The sequence below is a fragment of the Streptomyces sp. NPDC044106 genome (assembly GCF_056433985.1).
This window is the reverse complement of record NZ_JBWKFZ010000016.1, coordinates 11,798-29,697: the sequence shown is the minus strand read 5'-3', so window position 1 is coordinate 29,697 and position 17,900 is coordinate 11,798. Positions and strand designations below refer to the sequence as shown.

Sequence of the window (17,900 nt, the reverse complement as noted above, 5' to 3'; positions counted from 1 at the left end):
CTTGTCACTGATTCGCTGCCGCGTCCACGTCACTTCGTCTCGCGCACGATGGCCTCCAGGGCCCGCACCATCGACTCCCCGATCCTGGGCGCGAGAGTCGCGGACGCCTCCGCGTGGTCCACCCGGATGTTCATCTCGTAGGACATCCGCTGCGGAAGCCGGTTGATCTCGACGAGTACCGGGAAGTTCGTGCGGTCGGCGAAGCTCCACCGGTCGGCGCTGATACCGCGCAGGGTGTCGACTTGGTCGAAGACGTGGAAGTCCGTGTAGTTGAACATCGCCTCGAAGGGGGCGTGTCCCAGGTCCTTCTGTATCCGGGCCAACGGGTAGGTGCGGTGGGCCAGATGGTCGCGCTCCGCGTCGAAGGCCGCCTGTACCAGCTCCGACCAGGTGTCGTGCTCCACCTGTACGCGCACCGGCAGCACGTTGAGGAACACACCGAGTACCAGGTCCGCCCCCTCCGACTCCGGTCGCCCGTTCCCGCACAGGCCGCTCACCACGTCCTCGGTGCCGCAGACTTCGCCCATCGCCCACAGGTGCGCGGCCAGGAAGACGCTCTTGACCGGCACTCCCAGTACGGCCGAGGCCCGTTGCACCCCCACGGCCAGCGCGTCGGGCAACTCCTGTACCAGCACCGCCGCTTCAGGGTCGTCGGCGCCGGAGGCCGCCGGGAGCACGAGCGGCTCCATGCCCTTGAGCAGTTGCGTCCAGTACGTGCGCGACGCGGCGTCCCGGGCGGCGCTCTGCTCGGCCGCCACGAAGTCCCGGTAGCGGACCCGCGGCATCGGTTCGAGCCCCGGCCCCTCGTGCCCCAGCCGCCGCTCGTACTCGACCAGTACCTCGGTCGCGAGCCGCGCGAAGCTCCAGCCGTCAAGGAGGACGTGGTGCACGGACAGGGAGAGGTGGAAGGAGTCCGAAGAGAGGACGCCGACGTGGACGCGGAGCAGCGGGGCCTTCGTCTCGTCGAAGGAGGTCGCCGATTCCCGCTGCCACCAGTCGTCCAGGGCCCTGCGCTGCTCCTCCTCGGTGAGGCCGCTCAGGTCCTGTGTCTCCAGGGGGACGGTCGCCGTGCCGTGCACCAGTTGCAGGGGCTCGCGGTACTCGGCGAGTTCGAAGGAGGTGCGGAGCATCTCGTGGCGGTCGACGAGCGCGGCCACCGCGTCCCGCAGGGCTTCTTCGCGCCACGGGCCGCGCACCCGCACGCTGGTCAGATCGTGGTAGAGCCGCGGATCGTCGCTCAGCTCACAGTGGTACAGGATGCCCAACTGGAGCGAGGACAGCGGGTAGGCGGCCTCCACGCCCGCGGGCACGAGCGCGGGGTCGAGGTCGGCCAGCGTCGTCGTGAGCGCGGCGCCCTCCGGCGGCTCCTGAGCGGTCGGTGCGTCACAAGCGCCCACGGCCTCACGGGCCAGCTCACCGAGCGTGGGGTGCAGGAAGACGTCCTCCACGCTGATCTCCAGGCCGGCCGCGCGTGCCTCGGCGACCAGCCGGATCGCCGTGATCGAATCCCCGCCGAGGCTGAAGAAGTTGTCGTCCGCCGCGACGCGGTCGCGCCCCAGCACCTGGGACCACACCGCACGCAGCTGTTCGAGGCCCGGCTCCCGTCCGGCCGTCACCCCCGGCGTGCCCGAGTTCGTCATGTCCTCGCCCCTCCCCTTACGTCCTGGCCGCGCAGGACCGCATCCGGCCGTACGACCGCCTCTGAAACCACCGCTGTCCAGCGGTCGAGCAAGTTCTCCACGGTGCCACGCGCGAAGAGGTCGGTGCTGTATTCGACGGTAGTCACCATCTCCCCCGCCACCTCCTCGATCTCCAGCGTGAGATCGAACTTCGCGGTGCCGTTGTGCAGCGGCACCGGTGTGGCCCGCACTCCCGGGATCCTGGCCTCGGGGCGCCGCGGCCCCTGATAGGCGAGGGCGGCCTGCACGAGCGGGGGCACGGAGAGCACCCGTTCGGTGACGAGTTCGCGCACCAGCCGGTCGAAGGGGACGTACTCGTGCTCGATGGCGTCGAGCACCTGCCCGTGGGCGAGGCGCAGCGCGTCGCGGAAGGAGCGGGCGCCGCGGAAGTCGAGCCGCAGGACGACCGTGTTCACGAAGAAGCCGATGACGTCCTCGAAGTCGGGCCCCGGCCGGCCCGCCGCGGGCGAGCCGATCAACAGGTCGTCCTGCCCGCCGAGTTCGCTCAAGGCGGCGCCGAGTGCGGTCAGGACCACGCAGTACGGGGTGGTCCCCTCCTCCCGTGCGAGCCTGGTGACCGCGGCGAGGAGACCGTCCGGGGTGTTCCGCGAGAGGCGGTGTCCGCCGAAGCTCATGGCCTTGGGCCGTGGATGGTCCGTGGGCAGCCGCAGGACTGTCGGCGCTCCGCGCAGCCGTTCCACGACGTCCTTGACGACGGTGTCGGTCGCGAAGGTGTCGCCCGGGTCGTGCTGGAGGGCGATGAAGTCGCGGTAGCCGGTGGCGGGTTCGTGCCACGGCGGTGCCTGGCCCACTCGGCGCGCAGCGTAGGCGGTTGCGAGGTCCCGGTCGAGAACGTCGCTGCTCACCCCGTCGGAGACGATGTGGTGGGTGACCACGGCAAGCAGGTGGTCATCGGGCGCCACCTTGAAGAGCGCGGTGCGCAGCAACGGGGCGCTCGCCAGGTCGAACGGCTGTCGCGCCAGCTCCTCGGCCCGTGCCAGCGCGGCCTCCGCGCCCTGCCGCTCCACGCTCAGGTCGATGACCGGCACCGTAACCGTCACGTCCCGCGCGATCTCGGCGGTCAGCCGGCCATCCCGGAAGTGGAAGGAGGTGCGCAGCCGCTCGTGCCGTTCGACGACGTCCCCGAGCGCGAGCCGGAGCGCGGTGACATCGAGGTCGCCGTGCAGCCGCAGCGCGCTGGGCACGTTGTACGCGACGCCTGCCGCCTGCCTCAACTGGCCGAGGAACCACAGGCGTTGCTCCCCGGGTGAGACCGCGTCCAAGGGGGCGGTGGTCCTGCGTACCGGGGGCGCCGCGGGCGGGCCGCCGCGGACCAGCGCGGCGACACCCTGGACCGTGCCGGCCGCCAGGAACTCCCGCGCGGCCACGCGCGTCCCGTACTCCCGCTCCATGCGGCCGAGCAACCGGGCCATGTGCAGGGAGTCGCCGCCGAGGCCGAGGAAGTCGTCGGTCCGCCCCACCCGGGGGACGCCGAGCACCTCGCTCCACAGGGCCGCCAGCCGTTCCTCGTCCGCTCCGACGGGGTGTACGTAGGGGCCCTGGCGGACTTCCGTTTCGGGCAGGGGCAGGGCCTTGCGGTCCAGCTTTCCCTGGGCGGTGACCGGCAGGGCGGGCAGCGGGACGTACGCCGAGGGGATCGCGTAGTCGGGCAGGGAGCGCGCGGCCAGCGCGCGCAGCCGCTGCGGATCGGCGTCCCCGACGATGTAGGCGACCAGCCGGGCGGGACCGGTCCCGGTGACCACGGGCACCACGGCGCACTCCCGTACGGCCGGGTCCTGGGCGAGTGCCGCCTCCGCCTCGGCGGGCTCGACGCGGTGGCCGCGGATCTTCACCTGGTGGTCGTCGCGGCCGAGGAACTCGATCGCGCCGTCCGCGTCCCGGCGTGCCAGGTCGCCGGTGCGGTAGAGGCGGCCGCCCGGGTGCGCGGCGAACGGGTCCGGTACGAAGCGCAGTGCGGTGAGGCCGGGCCGGCCCGGGTAGCCGCGGGCCACCGCGAGGCCGCCGATGTACAGCTCGCCGGTCTCACCGGGGCGGCAGGGCGTCATCGCCGCGTCCAGGACGTGTGCCTGGGTGCCGTCGAGTGCGGTGCCAATCGGCAGGGTGCTGCCGGCCGGGAGCCGGACGTCGGCCGGGTAGACGGCGGCGGTGGCCGTGATCGTGGTCTCGGTCAGGCCATAGGCGTTGATCACCGGTACGGCGCTGTGCCTGCGCCAGGCGGCCAGGCCGCGGGTGTGCGTGGTGTCGCTGCCGACGACGAGGAGGCGCAGCTCCGGCGGCAGGGCGCGTGGGCTCTGTTCGAGGTCGGCGCACCACTGTGCCCAGTACGGCGTGGGGAGGTTGGCGACGGTCACCCGGTGCGTGCGGAGGAAGTCCTCCAGGGCGGCGGGTGGCAGCGCGGTGTCGTCGAGGACGACGAGGGAGCCGCCTGCGGCCAGGGTCGGGAAGACCTCCTCGCCGAGCACGTCGAACCCGGGATTGGTGAACTGGAGCACGCGGTCCGTACGTGACAGTCCGAAGAGCGCCCGTACGGCCTGCGCGTGGTTGGCGAGGGACCGGTGCTCGACGGCCACGGGCTTGGGGCGGCCGGTGGAACCGGAGGTGTGGATGAGGTAGGCGAGGCGGCGCGGGTCGCCGTACGCGTCGCCGTCGGCGGCGTCGGCACCGTCCGTCCCGGCGCGCACGTCGACCACGGGCAGGGCACCGGCGACGGCCTCGGATTCGGCGTCCGGCACGCGCCTGCCGTCGGTGAGCAGCAGTCGCGCTCCCGCGGACCGCAGCAGGTACCGGGTGCGGTCCGCCGGCAGGCCGGGATCGAGCGGCAGGTAGGCGACGCCCGCCTTGGCGGCGGCGAGGAGCGCCGTGATGAGTTCCGGACCGCGCGGCATCCGGACGGCGACCACCGGCTCCCCGGCGGGCCCCCCGTCCACGCCGTCGACTCCGTCCGCGTCGTCCATGCCGTCCGCGCCGTCGGCGCCGTCGGCGCACCGCGCGCGCAGCAGCCGTGCCAACGCGTCGGCGCGCTCGTTCAGTTGCCGGTAGCTCACCGAGACGGCGCCCCGGACCACGGCCACGGCGTCCGGCGCGGCGGCGGCCTGCGCCTCGAAGAGCTGGTGGACCAGCGGTTGCGCGTACGTCACTGGGTGTGCTCGCTCCGTCGTCCGTCCGGCCGTCGTGCTCCGTCGGCCGCGCACCGCTCGACCACTTCGCGCACCCGGCCGAAGACCTGCGGTGCCTGCTCGTCGTGCAGGTAGAAGTGGGCGCCGGGAAAGGACAGGTGCCGGAACTCCCCGGTGGTGTACTCCCGCCATTCCTGGACGGCCCCGGCCGTGGCGAAGGCGTCGTCGACGCCCGACATGACGGTGACGGGGGCGCCGATCCGTGTCCTGGCGCGCGGCCGGTAGCTCTCGCCGATCGCCAGGTCCGCGCGCATCACCGACAGGATCAGAGGCAGCAGCTCCGGGTCGGCGAGCACCTCCTCCTTGCTGCCGCCGAGATCACGCATCGCGGCGACCAGCGCGTCGTCGGAGACATCGGAGCGCATCCCCGTGGTGCGGGAGGGCACGGAGGGGGCCGGAGCGCCCGAGACGATCAGGTGCGCGGGCCGGATGCCGTACGTCCGCTCCAGCTCCACCGCCACCTCGAACGCCACCAGGGCGCCCATGCTGTGACCGAAGAGGATCAGCGGCAGGTCCGTGAACGCCTGGAGCCGGGCGGCTATGTCGTGCGCCAGGGGCTCGCACCGGGTGTGTGCCGGTTCCCTGAACCGTCCGGCGCGGCCCGGGTACTGCACCGCGTGCAGCTCCATGTCCGGGCCCGCCCACAGCGACCACTGCCGGTAGGCACCGGCCGCGCCCCCGGCGTGCGGGAAGGCGATCAGCCGGGCACGGGCCTCCGGCAGCCTGTCGCCCAGGAGCCACCGGTCCACAGTGGCCTCCGTGGTCATCGGGGCAGCGCCGGGGAGCGGTCGGCCGCCTCGGCCGCCATGTCCCGGCGCAGGCTCAGCGGCCGCAGATCGGTCCACACCTCGGCGATGTGCTCCAGGCAGCGCTTCTCCGGCCCGCTGACGCCCATGTCGCGCCAGCCCGCGGGTACTTCGCGGCCCAGCGGCCAGATGGAGAACTGCTCCTCGTCGTTGGCGACCACGCGGTACTGGGGCTCGTTCTCGCGCGCCTCGGCCTCGGGCTGTACGGATGCGGCCATGGACGTCTCCTCGGTTCTCGGTCGTCGTCTGCTCGTGTGCTGGTCTGCTGCTTCGGTGTGCTCAAGTGGTCCGGCGTCACGCGAGGACCGGGTCCGCCCTCCCGGGCCGTGCGGCTCTCAGGGCGATCCGGGCGGTGCGGTCAGCAGCTCCAGGTCGGCCCGGCCCGACAGCCGCAGCCGGCCGGCCTCGCGGAACAGCCCGGCCGATGCCCCCATGCGGACGGCCTCCGTGCGGGCGAGGCGGTAGTGGCGCTGCACCGGCAGCTCCGCGGTCAGGCCGCGCACCCCGCAGACATGCACGGCGCTCGCCGTGACCTCGGCCGCCGTCTCGGCGGCCAGCGCCAGCGCGTCCACCGCGGCACGCCCGGCGGGCCGGTCCTCGTCGGCGAGCTCGCCCGCCCGGAGCACGGCCAGGCGGACCGTCTCCAACCGGGTCGCCGCTCGCGCCAACGCGAAGGAGACGCCCTGGAAGTCGTGGAGTACGGAGCCGAACTGCTCGCGGCGCAGGGTGTGCGCGCGTGCCGCGGCGTGTGCTCCCTCGGCCAGGCCGAGCAGGTACGCGGCCTGCCGGATGCGGGCACGGGCCGTCAGCTCCGCCCACTGCGCCGGTGAAGGACGGCCCAGTGCGCAGTCGTGCGGGACGAACACGTCGACGCGAGCGCCGAGGCCGTCGGTGGAAAGCAGGGCCGGAACAAGGCCGTCCGCGGTCTTCAGGAACAGCAGCCGGTGGGTGGTGTCCGGCTCGTTTGCGCCGTCGGTCGCGCTGAGTGAAACGGTCCAGCCCCCGTCGGCCGGGTGCGCCGCAAGCGGTTCCGCGGCCCCGAACGAGCCCGCTTCCACGGTGAGTTCACCCGAGCTCAAGCCGTGCAGTACGGTCTCGTGCGCGCCGTCGGCCACACAGAGTCCGACCGCGTCGGCAGTGAGCGCCGTCGCCCGGTACGGTCCGCTCAGGGCGGCGCGTCCGAGTTCCTCGCACACCACCAGGGAGCCGGGCAGGCCGAGCCCGAGTCCGCCCGCGTCCGCGGGCACTTCGAATCCGGGCGCGCCGATCTCGACCAGCGCGGGCCAGCCCGGGCAGGACGTGCCGTCCACCGCCGGGGCGCCGTGGACGGCGTCCACGCCGAGCTTGAGGGCCGCCGTGACCGAGGCGAAGCGGGAGCGCAGTGCCTGCCGGAGATGGCGGGTCAGGGTGTCCTCGGCGGCTTCCGAAGCCGCGCCGGTGCCGCCGCTCTCCCCCGCGGCGACGATCTGGAGCATCATCTCGGAGGTCCCGGCCGAGAAGGTCAGGCCGGGCGCCTCCCGGTACGCGGCCTCCAGGGTCGACGCCGCCGCGGCCGGCCGGGAGGAGGGCGGGAGCGTGCTCGCCCATTCCGCCACCGACCTGGCCACTTCGCTGGTGACGTACTTGGCCACGGCCGCGCAGGTGGTGTCGGCCTCGTCGAGCCCGCGCCCGAGCTGCCCGAGTACCCACCAGGTGTGCAGCCGCGCGGCCTCGACCTCGGCACCGAAGCGCCCGCAGCGCTCCATTTCCTCCGGTTCGAGGCCGCCCGCCGTCACGGCCGCGTACCAGGACTCGGCCTTGAGGGAGTAGTCGAGGCCGGTGCGTTCCACGGCCAGTGCCTGGGTGAGCAGCTGCCAGCCCTGGCCGACCCCGCCGACGACGTCGGCGGCCGGGACGCGTACCTCGTCGAGCACCACCCGGTGGAACTGTTCGTCGGCGATCCCCGCGATGGTCTCGCGGCGCACCCCCGGGGCGTCCATGGCCACCATGAAGAGGGTGATGCCCTGGTAGCGCCCGTCGGGGTCACCGGTCCGCGCGGCGCACAGCGCGATATCGGTGACGTCGCTCTTGAGGTTGTACGCCTTCACGCCGCTGAGCAGGAAGTCGTCGCCGTCCCGTACCGCCGTGGTCCGCAGCCCCGCGAGGTCGGAACCGGCCTCCGGCTCCGTGTACAGCACGCTCGCGAAGCTCCGGCCCTCGCCGACGGCGGGCAGGTAGCGCGCCTTGAGCCGCTCGGACCCCGCGTGCAGCAGGAACATCCCGACGATCTGCACGGTGTTGACGTGCAGCGTGTCGGGGACACCGGCCCGCGCGAGTTCCTCGGCGACGATCGAGGCCTCCGCCAGCGTCGCGTCCCGGCCGCCGTACTCCCGCGGCCAGTTGGCGGCCAGCAGACGGCGCCGGCCGAGCGCCCGGTACAGCGGGCGGACGTCCGGTTCCCGGCCGGTGTCCGCCGCGAGCCGCTCCAACTCGGCCCGGACGTCGTCGGCGCCGAGCTCTTCGCGTACGCGGCCGCGGAACGCTTCCTGGTCCGCGGTGAAGCCGAAGTGCATGATGCTGGTCTCTTCTCGATCGTACGGTCCGTGACGCCCGGTCAGCCCTGCTCGTGCGCGACGCCCGCCCCATCGGTGATGTCCGCGGCGCCCGCTTCCATGAGACGGGTCGCGTCCGCGTCGGACATCCCCTCGATCAGGGCGAGCAGGTCGTCGCTGCCGCTGCTCCGGTCGCGCAGCCGGTCGACGGACTCCGCGAGATGGGCCACCGTGGGAGAGCGGAAGAACTCCGCGAGGCCGACCCGCACCTGGAAGCGCTCGGACAGCAGCGACATCAGCTGGGCGGCCTGCAGGCTGTTGCCCCCGATGGCGAAGAAGTCGTCGTGCACCCCTACCCGATCCCGGCGCAGGGTCCGGGCGAAGATCTCCTCGGCGATGACCCGCTCGGTCTCCGTGCGGGGCAGTGTGCCGCCGTTCTCACGCACGGCGGAGCGGTCCGGGTCCGGGTCCGGCAGCGCCCGCTGGTCGACCTTGCCGCTGACGGTGAGCGGGAGCGTCTCCAGCGCGACGAAGAAGGACGGCACCATGTAGCCGGGCAGCCGGTCGGCGGCGTGGGCCCGCAGCCGCGCCGGTTCGACCGTCTCGCCCGAGGACGCGGTGTAGGCCACCAGGTGCCGCTCACCCTGCGGGTCCGCCCAGGGCACCACGGCCACCTGGCTGACGCCGGGGCAGGACGCCAACGCCGCCTCGACGTCGCCCAGTTCGATCCGCAGGCCGCGGATCTTGACCTGCTGGTCCTTGCGCCCGACGAAGACGAGACTGCCGTCACGGAGCCTGCGCACCAGGTCACCGGTGTGGTAGAGACGGCCGTCCGCGGTGCTGTCGAACGGGTCGGCGATCACCTTCTCGCGGGTGAGTCCGGGCTCCCCGAGGTATCCGCGCGTCAACCCCTCGCCGCCCACGAGCAGTTCGCCGACCACACCGTAGGGCACCGGCTCCATGTGCTCGTCCACGACGTGCGCGACGTGGTTGGCGATGGGCAGCCCGATGGGCGGGGACGCGTCCCAGTGCCCGGGGCACTCGTGGACGACCATGGTGACCGTGCATTCCGTCGGGCCGTATCCGTTGAAGAAGCGGTGCCCTTCGCGGTTCCAGCGGTTCACCAGCTCCCCGGGGAAGGCCTCGCCCCCGACGAAGACGATGCGCAGATCGGGCAGCCGGTCGGGGTCGAGGAGGGCCAGGACCGCGGGCGGCAGATCGACGACGGAGACGCGCTCCTTCTCCAGCAGCTCCTGCAGCCTGCCGACGTCGAGGCGCACCTCGTCCGCGACCAGGTGCAGTTGCGCGCCGGTGAGAAGCGCGTTGAACATCTCGCCGACGGAGACGTCGAAGTTGGCCGACGCGTAGCCCAGCACGCGGTCGTCGGGGGTGATCTCGAAGAGGTCCCGCATGGCCGCGACGAATCCGATGACCGAGTGGTGCTCGATGAGCACACCCTTGGGGCGGCCGGTCGTGCCGGAGGTGTAGAGGACATACGCGACGTCCCCGGGAGCCACCGCGAAAGCCGGGTCGTCGTCGGCCTCGCCGGACACGGCGTCCGCCAGTTCTTCCAGTACGAGCACGTCGTGGCCGCCGGGCAGGCTCCGGGCGCACTCCTCGTGGGCGAGGACGGCGACCGGCGCGGCATCGTCGAGGATGGACGCCATGCGGGCCTGCGGATAGCCGGGGTCGACCGGCACGTACGCGGCGCCGGACTTGAGTACCGCGAGGACACCCGCGATCAGGTCGGGCGTACGGCGCAGACACAGCGCGACCCGCTCACCGGGCGCCGCGCCGCGGGCCCGCAAAACCCGGGCCAGCCGGTTCGCCCGCCGGTTGAGCTCGGCGTAGGTGAGCCGCTCGGCGCCGGCGACCAGGGCGACGGCGTGCGGCGTCGCCCGTACCCGCTCCTCGAACAGCGCGGGGACGGAGAGGTCGGGGACGGCGAGGGCGGGCCCGTTCCACCGGGTCACCATCTCCTTGCGGGCCGCCGGGGTGAGGAGCGGGGTCCTCGGGACCGCCAGCTCCGGGTCCGCGAGGACCGCGGTGAGGGCCTGCTCGTAGTGGTCGAGGAAGCCCTCGACGGTCTCGTGGTCGAAGAGGTCGGTGTTGAACTCCGCCTCCACGACGCTGCCTTCGGGGCGCTCGGTGACGTTCCAGCTCAGGTCGAAGCGGGAGGTGCCCGCGTCGAGGTACTCCTGGCGGACGTCGAGCCCGGGCAGGCCGAGGCCGTTGTCGGCCGTGTTGTGGAAGGCGAACACGACCTGGAACAGGGGGGAACGCGAAGGGTCCCGGCGGGGCCGCGCCACTTCCACGATCTTCTCGAAGGGCAGTTCCCCGTGCGCGAAGGCCTCGCGCGCCAGCTCTCCGACGCGTCCCACGAGCTCACGGAAGGTCGGGGCGCCCGAGAGGTCGGCGCGCAGCGGGAGCATATTGACGAAGAAGCCGATCAGCCGCTCGACCTCGACCTGGTCACGGTTGGCCGTGGGCGTACCGATGACGATGTCGTCCTGACCGCTGTAGCGGTGCAGGAGCAGGAGGAAGGCGGAGAGATGGACGACGTACGGTGTCACGCCGCAGGAGCGGGCGAGCCGTGCCACCGAGCCCGTCAGTTCCGGAGCCAGGACCTGGCGCAGATAGGTGCCGTCGTACGTCGTCTCCGTCGGCCGGGCCCGGTCGGTGGGCAGCTCAAGGGTGGGGGCGCCGGTGAATCGTTCCCGCCAGTAGGCGGCCAGCTGTTCGTAGGTGTCCCCGGTCAGACGGCGCCGCTGCCACTCGGCGTAGTCGCCGTACTGGACGGGCAGAGGGGCCAGTGCATCGGAATCCGCACCCGCATCCGGATCGGCATGGGCACCCGCATCCGCCGCTCGTGATGCCGTCTCGGCCGCATAGGCGGCCGAGAGTTCGTCCGCGAACACCCCGGCCGACCAGCCGTCGAAGACGACATGGTGGACCACGAACACGAAGAGGTGGTCCTCGTCCCCCAGAAGCGCCAGCCCGGCGCGCCACAGCGGCGCTCGGGTGAGGTCGAAGGGGGTGCGCCCCAGCTCGGCGGCGAAGTCCCGGCCCGCCGCGGCGGCGCCCTGCGGCGCCGAGGAGAGGTCACGGACGGCGAGCGGGACGGTGACCCGGTGATCGTCCGCGGGCAGTACCCGCTGCACGAGGCCGGAGTGCGCGTCCACCAGGGAGGTCCGCAGCGTCTCGTGGCGGGTGACGACGGTCCGCAGCGCCCGGCCCAGGGCGGGTACGTCGAGTGCGCCACGGATGCGGAAGCTTGCGGCGACGTTGTACGTGGCCCTGCCGGGCGCGAGCCGGTCGATGAACCAGAGGGTTTCCTGCGCGTGGGACAGGGGCGCGGGCTCCTGTGTGTTCCTGGGCGCCAGTTCCTGGCCGCGCCGGTCCTCGGCTCCCGAGCGTAGCTGCGCGAGGAACTCCGCCCGGCGACTCTCGGGCAGCTTGGCCAGTCTCTTGACCAGCTCGCTCATGGCAGCTCTCCATTTCGGCCGGACTTCGGGTACCGATTCGAAACGATAAAGAAAGTCCCAGGGACTGTCCTCACCACCGGCGCTTGATCGGGGTAAGCGTGACGCTTACCCGACTGTGGCTCAGCGATGAACTTCTGCGTAAAGCCTTTCAGTATTCCGCGGGACGGTCTCTGGATTACTCTGCTTGCTGGCTGCGGCTCACCCATGCGCAGCGGCAGGCCACGGTGACCGTGCCGTTCGAGAAGAGGAGCCGGACATGAACGACTCGCTGCGCGGCGGAGGTTCGGGGGCGCAGGTCATCGCCTTGTGGAGCGCGCCCCGCTCCCGTTCGACCGCGTTCCTGCGCATGATGATGGGGCGGGGTGACGTGCTCGCCCTGCATGAGCCCTTTTCCCGCCTCGCCGACTTCGGTTCCGCGGAGGTCGGGGACCGGGTGGTGCGTTCCGAGGCCGAACTCATCGCCGCGATCAGGGATATGGGTGCAAAATCGAGCCTGTTCTTCAAGGACACCACTGATTTCCGTTACCCGGGCGTTCTCGAGGATCAGGAATTCCTGCGCGAGGTGTGCCACACCTTCATCATCCGGGACCCTCAAGAGGTCATCGCCTCGCACTACGCTCTCAACCCCGAACTGCGCCGGGAGGAGGTCGGCTTCGCCCGTCTCCAGGAGATCTACCTGGCAGTGGCGCAGGCCCAGGGGGTCGAGCCCGTCGTGGTCGACTCCGACGACCTCATCGACCGGCCGGCGGACACCGTGCGCGCGTACTGCGAGCGGGTCGGGCTGCCGTTCGACCCCACCGCGCTCTCCTGGTCCCCCGGCATGCCGGCCGAATGGAAGCTGACGGCGCGCTGGCACCAGGACGCCAGCGCCACCAACGGCTTCGTGAAGAGCACCAAGGAATACCCGGACACGGTCGAGAACAACGCGCTGCTCGCCGACTACTACCGCGAGGAACTCCCCTTCTACACCTACCTGTACGAGCGGCGCCTGAAGCCCGTGCAAGCACCCGCGCAGCCGTAGCGGCGCGCGGAGGGGGGGACGGGAGCACCGGGGTGACGAGAGGGAATCAGTGACGCGAGACGGCAGCACGCCTTCCATGGACGACCGCGTCAAGGCGCTGTCACCGGCCAGGCGGGAGCTGTACCTGCGCATGCTGCACGAGCGGGAGCGGACCCGGCCCACCCCGGTGGCCACCTCGTCGGGCGGCGTGATCGTCCTGCGGGAGGGGGCGCCCGGGCGAACCGATCCGATCGTGCTGACCCACCCCATCGGTGGCGGAGTCTTCTGCTACGGTCCGCTCGCCCGGCTGCTGGAGGGCCCGCGTCCGGTCTGGGCGATCGCCGCCGACGCAGCCCTCACCGGAGAACGGCAGCCGAGCGTCGAGGAGTTGGCCCGGCACTACCTGGAGCTTCTCGGCGAGCGGGGGGTGAGGCGCCCCGCACTGCTGGGCGGCTGGTCGTTCGGCGGCCTCGTCGCGCACGAGATGGCGCGCCGCCACGCCTGCGCGACCGGTTGGGCCGCGCCGGTCGCGCTGATCGACAGCGCGCCGTGGCCGGCCGGCACCGGGCCCTGGTCCCAGGCGGAGACGTTGCGGGCGTTCGTCGAGGACCTGCTCGGGTCGAGCGGCGCCAAGACCGACGGGGTGCCGCTGCCGGACACCGTCTGGGACGCCCCCGTGCCCGAGGCACTGGAGGGCGCGGCCCGAGGTCTGGCGGAACAAGGCCTCGACCTCGGTCTGGGCGCCGCGGAACTCCGCGACAGGTACGGGGTGTTCGCCCGCACCACCAGAGCCATGCAGCGGCACACTCCGGGCGCCTACCGGGGTCAGGTGACGCTGTTCCACGCGGAAGCCTCCGACGTGAGCCCGGAGATCTGGCGGCCGCTGTGCACGGAGGTGCCGCTCGGCCGCCACCGCGTCCCCGGCGATCACTTCACGCTGCTGACCGGGGAAACCGTGCACGACATCGCCCGCATTCTGCTGCACACCGCCAACGAAACTCAGGAGTACCGGTGACCGGGACCGAAGACGACTACCTCCACGAAGCGGAGATCTACGACGTTCTCTGGGCTGACCTCAACAGCTTCGACCTGCCCTTCCTGCTGACCGAGGCCAAGGAGTTCGGGGGCCCGCTGCTGGAGATCGGCTGCGGCACGGGCCGGGTCCTGCTGCCCTGCATGGAGCACGTCGACCGTGCGGTGGGCGTGGACCGCTCCCCGTCGATGCTGGCGCAGGGCCGGGTCAATCTCTCGGAGTCCGGTGTGCCCGAGGAGCGGGTGGGCCTGGTCGAAGCCGATCTGCGCGATTTCGACCTGGATGAGCAGTTCAAGCTCGTCCTCGCGGGCGGCCAGACCATGTTCCACCTCGAGACGGACGAGGACTGGCTCGCGGCCCTGACCACCATTCGCCGCCACATGCTGCCGGGAGCGCGTTTCGTCGCGGGAGTTCCCGTGTTCCACGAGGCGGACTTCGCCAACTACCACAACCGTCAGCTTTTCGTGGACGAGATCCGTCACCCGCGTACGGGCCGGCGGATCGCTCTGTGGGACTACAGCACCTTCGACCACGAGAAGCAGAGCATCACGCGGCGGCGGGTGAGCGAGATCCTGGACGAACAGGGCCTCGTCCTGGAACGCCGACACGACATCCGCAGGAACATCTACCGGTTCCCGCCGGAAATACGCACCTTGCTGGCACAAGCGGGATTCCGCATCGAGCGGGAGTACGGGGACTACGAGCGCACTCCTTACGCGCCGGACTCCGAAGACTTCGTCTGGGTCGCCACCGCCTCCGAGTGACTGGCCCAACCTGTAGAGAAGGGGAACAGCGGTGTTGAACGCGTCCGAGAATCCGGCAGGTCAGAGCGCCACCGGGGTAGGTGCGGTGTTGGCACGGGCCATGGACCGGTGGCCGGGGCGCGTGGCGGTCTCCGACGGCGACCGGTCGTTGACGTATGCCGAGCTCGACCGCCTGTCGGGGGCGCTGGCCGGGCGGCTGCGCGCGGCGGGCGTGGGGCGCGGGTCCCTGGTGGGGGTGTGTACGGACCGGGGCGTCGGACTGATCGTCACGCTCGTCGCCGCGCTGCGGACGGGAGCCGGATACGTACCACTGGATCCGGGCTACCCGGCCGAGCGGCTGCGGCTCACGGTGGCGGACGCCGGATGTGCGGCGGTGGCGGCGCCGGGACGTCTGGCCCCGGCGTTCGAGGGAGTGGCGGGCGCGTTCGTCGACCTCGACGACACCGGCGGCATCAGCGACCTCGGGGACGAGGGCGACGGGTCCGGTGCCGGTGAGTGGGCCCGGGTCTCGGGCCGCGACACCGCGTACGTCATCTACACCTCGGGCTCCACGGGCCGTCCCAAGGGAGTGGCGGTCAGCCACGACAACCTGCTGCGGCTCTTCTCCACCTCGAGGGAGCTGTTCGGCTTCGACGAGTGCGACGTGTGGACGATGTTCCACTCGGCCGCGTTCGACTTCTCGGTCTGGGAGATCTACGGCGCGCTGCTGCACGGTGGCCGCGTCCACGTCGTCCCGTACGCCACCACCCGCGACCCGGACGCCATGTGGCGGCTGATCGGCGAACAGGGGGTCACCATGCTGTCCCAGACCCCCACCGCCTTCGCCCATCTGGCCCGGGCCGCCGCCCACGCCGGCTACGGCCCCACCCGGCTGCGCCACATCGTCTTCGGGGGCGAGGCCCTCCAGCCCGCCCAACTCGCCGACTGGACAACCCATTACGGGATCGGCAGCCCGCACCTGGTCAACATGTACGGCATCACCGAGACCACCGTCCATGTCACCCACCACCGCCTCACCCAGGCCGACGTGAGCGACCCGCGCCCGCACGGCACACCCATCGGCACGGCGCTGCCGGACCTGACCGTCCATCTCCTGGACGACCAGCTGCGGCCCGTGGCCGACGGCACGGTCGCCGAGATGTACGTCTCCGGCCCCGGCGTCACCAAGGGCTACCTCAACCGCCCCGATCTGACCGCCGGCCGCTTCCTGCCCGACCCGTACGTGCCCGGCGAGCGCCTCTACCGCACCGGTGACCTGGCCCACCGCACGCCCGCGGGACGGCTCCACCACCACGGCCGCAGCGATCACCAGATCAAGCTCCGCGGTTTCCGCATCGAGCCCGGCGAGATCGAGCGCACCCTCCTCGCGCACCCCGGCGTCCACGCCGCGGCGGTCACCCTCGACCGCGGTGACCCGGCCCACCCGCGGCTCGCCGCCTACACGGTCCTGGCCCCCGCGACTCCCGTCACGTCGGTCACCCTCAAAGCCCTCCACGACCACCTGGCGCAACACCTCCCGTCCCACATGGTCCCCGCGACCATCACTCCCCTCGCGGAACTCCCCACCACCCCCAACGGCAAGCTCGACCCCTCCCAACTCCCGCCCCCGGCAGGAACATGGGACGATGCCGAGTCGGCCGACGGGCCGCGCGACGAGATCGAGGAGGGCATCGCGGACAACTTCGCCCAGGTGCTCTCCCGTCGGCGCGTCGGCATCCACGACGACTTCTTCGACATGGGCGGGGACTCCCTGCTCGCGATCCGCCTGATGGCCAGGGTGCGGCGCGACTTCGGCGTGCGGCTGCAGGTCCGCGTACTGCTCGACGGCCCCACCGTCGCGCAGCTGGCGCAGGCCGTGACCTCGGAGCTGATGGCGGCGATGGACCCGGACCAGCTCGACGCCCTCCTGGACGTGCAAGAGACGGATCCTGACGGGCCGGCCGCGCAGGCGCCCACTCACGAAAGGACGACATGAACAGTTCCGCAGACGGGCCGACGAAGCGTCGAACCACCCGCAGGGGGGAACTGCGGGAACTGGTCGGTCAGCGGGAGTTCAGGCTTCTCTACATCGGCCAGACAAGCTCCATCATCGGTGACGCGATCGTTCCGGTCGCCCTCGCCTTCGCGGTCCTCGAGCTGACCGATTCCGCCACCGCCCTCGGCCTGGTGCTCGCCGCCCGCGTGATACCCACCGTGCTGCTGCTTCTGCTGGGCGGAGTCATCGCCGACCGCATGTCCCGTCGGCGCCTGATGCTCCTGTGCGACGCGGCCTGCTTCCTGTCCCAGTTCGCACAGGGCGTCATGCTGCTCACGGGCACCGCGTCGCTGTCGTCGATGGTCGCGCTCCAGTTCATCGCGGGGACCGCCGGCGCCTTCTTCCACCCGGCCGCGACGGGTCTGCTGCCCGAGGTCGTCAAGCCCGCGCAGTTGCAGCGGGCGAACGGGCTGATGGGGCTCAGCGAGAACACGGCGTACACCATCGGCCCGGCCATCGCGGGCGTCCTGGTCGTGCTCTTCTCCCCCGGCGCCGCCCTGATCTTCGACGCGGCGACCTTCGCCGTCAGCGCGTCCGCCCTCTACTTCATCCGTCTCGCCCCCGGCTCCGCCCCGGACAAGGACGAGACGGAGAAGCCCTCGTCGATCTTCAACGATCTCAAGCTGGGCTGGGGCGAGTTCCGCTCCAGAACGTGGCTGTGGACGATGGTGGCGTGGGCCGCCTCGTTCCATCTCCTCGTGCTGCCCGCCTGGCAGGTGTTCGGTCCCGCCCTGGCCCGTGACGACCTGGGCGGCGCCTCCGCCTGGGCGATCATCAGCGCCTGCACCGGGCTCGGCTCCGTACTGGGCGGGGTGATCGCCCTTCGGATGCGGCCGCGCTTCATCATGCGCGCCTCCTTCATGCCGCTCGGCCTCTACGGTCTGCAACTCCTGGCCATCGCGCTGCTCGCTCCGGTTCCCGTGATCGCCGTCGCCGCGATCCTCAGCAACATCGGTCTTTCGATGTTCAACGTCTTCTCGCTGACCGCGATGCAACAGAACGTCCCCATCGGCTCGATGAGCAGGGTCAGTTCGTACGAATGGCTGGGGAGCATCGGGCTGCTTCCGGTGGGCCAGGCACTCGTCGGTCCGGCCGGCGGCCTGACTTCCACGACGACCGTCCTCATGGTGGGGGCCATCTGGATGTTCCTCACCCCCGCCCTGCTGTTCGTCGTCCGGGACGCCCGCAATCTGGAGGCCGTGCACGAGGACCGGAGTACGGACAGCAAGGCCGTCGAAATCCAGCCACAGACGGGCGCAAGCGCTCCATCCTGACGCAACCGTTCGAATATGACGTCCGTAGAGTCACGATTTCGATCGTGACGTCGCCAAAAGCACACGGCGCAGTGAAACTCAAGCCTTGACCTGTCC

At 71.7% G+C, this 17,900-nt stretch carries 11 protein-coding genes; 5 read left to right on the top strand and 6 right to left on the bottom strand.

What is annotated here, in order from left to right; translation table 11 throughout:
- Window positions 1-29: 29 nt before the first annotated feature.
- From AC07DI_RS27735 to AC07DI_RS27710, 6 genes are all read right to left on the bottom strand, one after another.
- Window positions 30-1,640 carry a condensation domain-containing protein gene (locus tag AC07DI_RS27735; protein WP_478906694.1) on the bottom strand — a complete coding sequence of 537 codons (1,611 nt, stop codon included), beginning with the start codon at window positions 1,638-1,640 and terminating at the stop codon, window positions 30-32.
- The gene (locus AC07DI_RS27730) at window positions 1,637-4,837 is read right to left on the bottom strand and encodes an amino acid adenylation domain-containing protein (RefSeq protein ID WP_478906692.1); all 3,201 of its coding nucleotides are present in this window, start codon (window positions 4,835-4,837) and stop codon (window positions 1,637-1,639) included. Before AC07DI_RS27730 ends, AC07DI_RS27735 begins: the two co-directional genes overlap by 4 nt.
- A complete protein-coding gene (locus AC07DI_RS27725) occupies window positions 4,834-5,625 on the bottom strand; it encodes a thioesterase II family protein (RefSeq protein WP_478906690.1) in 792 nt (263 codons plus the stop codon). Before AC07DI_RS27725 ends, AC07DI_RS27730 begins: the two co-directional genes overlap by 4 nt.
- Window positions 5,626-5,639: 14 nt before the next feature.
- Window positions 5,640-5,900 carry an MbtH family protein gene (locus AC07DI_RS27720; protein WP_384253142.1) on the bottom strand — a complete coding sequence of 87 codons (261 nt, stop codon included), beginning with the start codon at window positions 5,898-5,900 and terminating at the stop codon, window positions 5,640-5,642.
- A gap of 117 nt (window positions 5,901-6,017) precedes the next feature.
- Window positions 6,018-8,234, bottom strand: a complete 2,217-nt coding sequence (locus AC07DI_RS27715) for an acyl-CoA dehydrogenase family protein (RefSeq protein ID WP_478906688.1) — start codon at window positions 8,232-8,234, stop codon at window positions 6,018-6,020.
- Between the two features lie 41 nt (window positions 8,235-8,275).
- On the bottom strand, window positions 8,276-11,698 hold the full coding sequence (locus AC07DI_RS27710) for a non-ribosomal peptide synthetase (protein WP_478906686.1): 3,423 nt from the start codon (window positions 11,696-11,698) through the stop codon (window positions 8,276-8,278).
- A gap of 256 nt (window positions 11,699-11,954) precedes the next feature.
- On the opposite strand from AC07DI_RS27710, the gene AC07DI_RS27705 reads away from it, so the two are divergent.
- The 5 genes from AC07DI_RS27705 to AC07DI_RS27685 all read left to right on the top strand — a co-directional run bounded on the left by AC07DI_RS27705 (window position 11,955) and on the right by AC07DI_RS27685 (window position 17,804).
- A complete protein-coding gene (locus AC07DI_RS27705) occupies window positions 11,955-12,719 on the top strand; it encodes a sulfotransferase-like domain-containing protein (RefSeq protein WP_384253151.1) in 765 nt (254 codons plus the stop codon).
- 76 nt (window positions 12,720-12,795) lie between these two features.
- A complete protein-coding gene (locus tag AC07DI_RS27700; RefSeq protein ID WP_478906684.1) occupies window positions 12,796-13,713 on the top strand; it encodes a thioesterase domain-containing protein in 918 nt (305 codons plus the stop codon).
- Window positions 13,710-14,495, top strand: coding sequence for a class I SAM-dependent methyltransferase (locus AC07DI_RS27695; protein ID WP_478906682.1), 786 nt, complete (start codon window positions 13,710-13,712; stop codon window positions 14,493-14,495). Before AC07DI_RS27700 ends, AC07DI_RS27695 begins: the two co-directional genes overlap by 4 nt.
- 88 nt (window positions 14,496-14,583) lie before the next feature.
- Window positions 14,584-16,470, top strand: coding sequence for an amino acid adenylation domain-containing protein (locus AC07DI_RS27690; RefSeq protein ID WP_478906680.1), 1,887 nt, complete (start codon window positions 14,584-14,586; stop codon window positions 16,468-16,470).
- Window positions 16,467-17,804, top strand: coding sequence for an MFS transporter (locus AC07DI_RS27685; RefSeq protein WP_384253163.1), 1,338 nt, complete (start codon window positions 16,467-16,469; stop codon window positions 17,802-17,804). The genes AC07DI_RS27690 and AC07DI_RS27685 overlap by 4 nt, the downstream gene beginning before the upstream one ends.
- Window positions 17,805-17,900 lie beyond the last annotated feature (96 nt).